Source organism: Paenibacillus lautus (genome assembly GCF_050482385.1).
Taxonomy (GTDB): Bacteria; Bacillota; Bacilli; order Paenibacillales; family Paenibacillaceae; genus Paenibacillus_AQ; species Paenibacillus_AQ lautus_B.
Genome location: NZ_JBCNHV010000052.1, coordinates 1 through 612 on the forward strand (window position 1 = coordinate 1; position 612 = coordinate 612).

At 40.4% G+C, this 612-nt stretch carries 1 protein-coding gene; it reads left to right on the forward strand.

All coding sequences use genetic code 11. From position 1 onward, the window contains the following. Positions 1–75 precede the first annotated feature (75 nt). A complete protein-coding gene (locus tag ABEW73_RS33745; RefSeq protein ID WP_192265041.1) occupies positions 76–501 on the forward strand; it encodes an exosporium protein C in 426 nt (141 codons plus the stop codon). The last annotated feature ends 111 nt before the right edge of the window (positions 502–612 follow it).

Below are 612 nucleotides of genomic sequence, written 5' to 3' on the forward strand. Positions count from 1 at the left end.
ATCTTACATAATTGTCCAATCATTCTCTTTTTGTTCAACATATCTTGGAGATATCAAATAAAAGGAGTTGATATTTTGGTACGTATTCTCGATAAAGCTGCCGTCCAGCCGCGCCGTAGATTCAACTTAGCAAACTCATTTATTATCCGTCGTTCACCAGCAAGATCTCGCCTTGCAACCATCACTATACGGATTCCAGTCAATTCTCAACGTAATCGGGTAGATTTGGTAGCAACCGTGGGTGTTCGAGGTGTCACTGGTATTGCACAAATACTCTTTAGAATCTTCCGCGATGGAAGAGAGATTTTCAACACACAACAAGGTATCGAATCTGCTGGCTCTGAACAAAATTATGCTGTTACGTTCCAGGCGGAAGATAGAAATGTAATAGCTGGTACCCATGTTTACACAGTCACAGCAGAAAATCTTACTACAAATACAAGAGCCGATGTTGTTGGGCCGATATCGTTTAGTGGGTTAGCCGTTAAAACGAGAACCTAATACCGTATTGGCAATAATTTTTCGCACCTGAATAGAGAGCCCTGCAAAAACCTCTATTTTGAGGGAATGGGTACTTCAAAATGGAAAAAAAGATAGAAAAGTAAAAAGCAG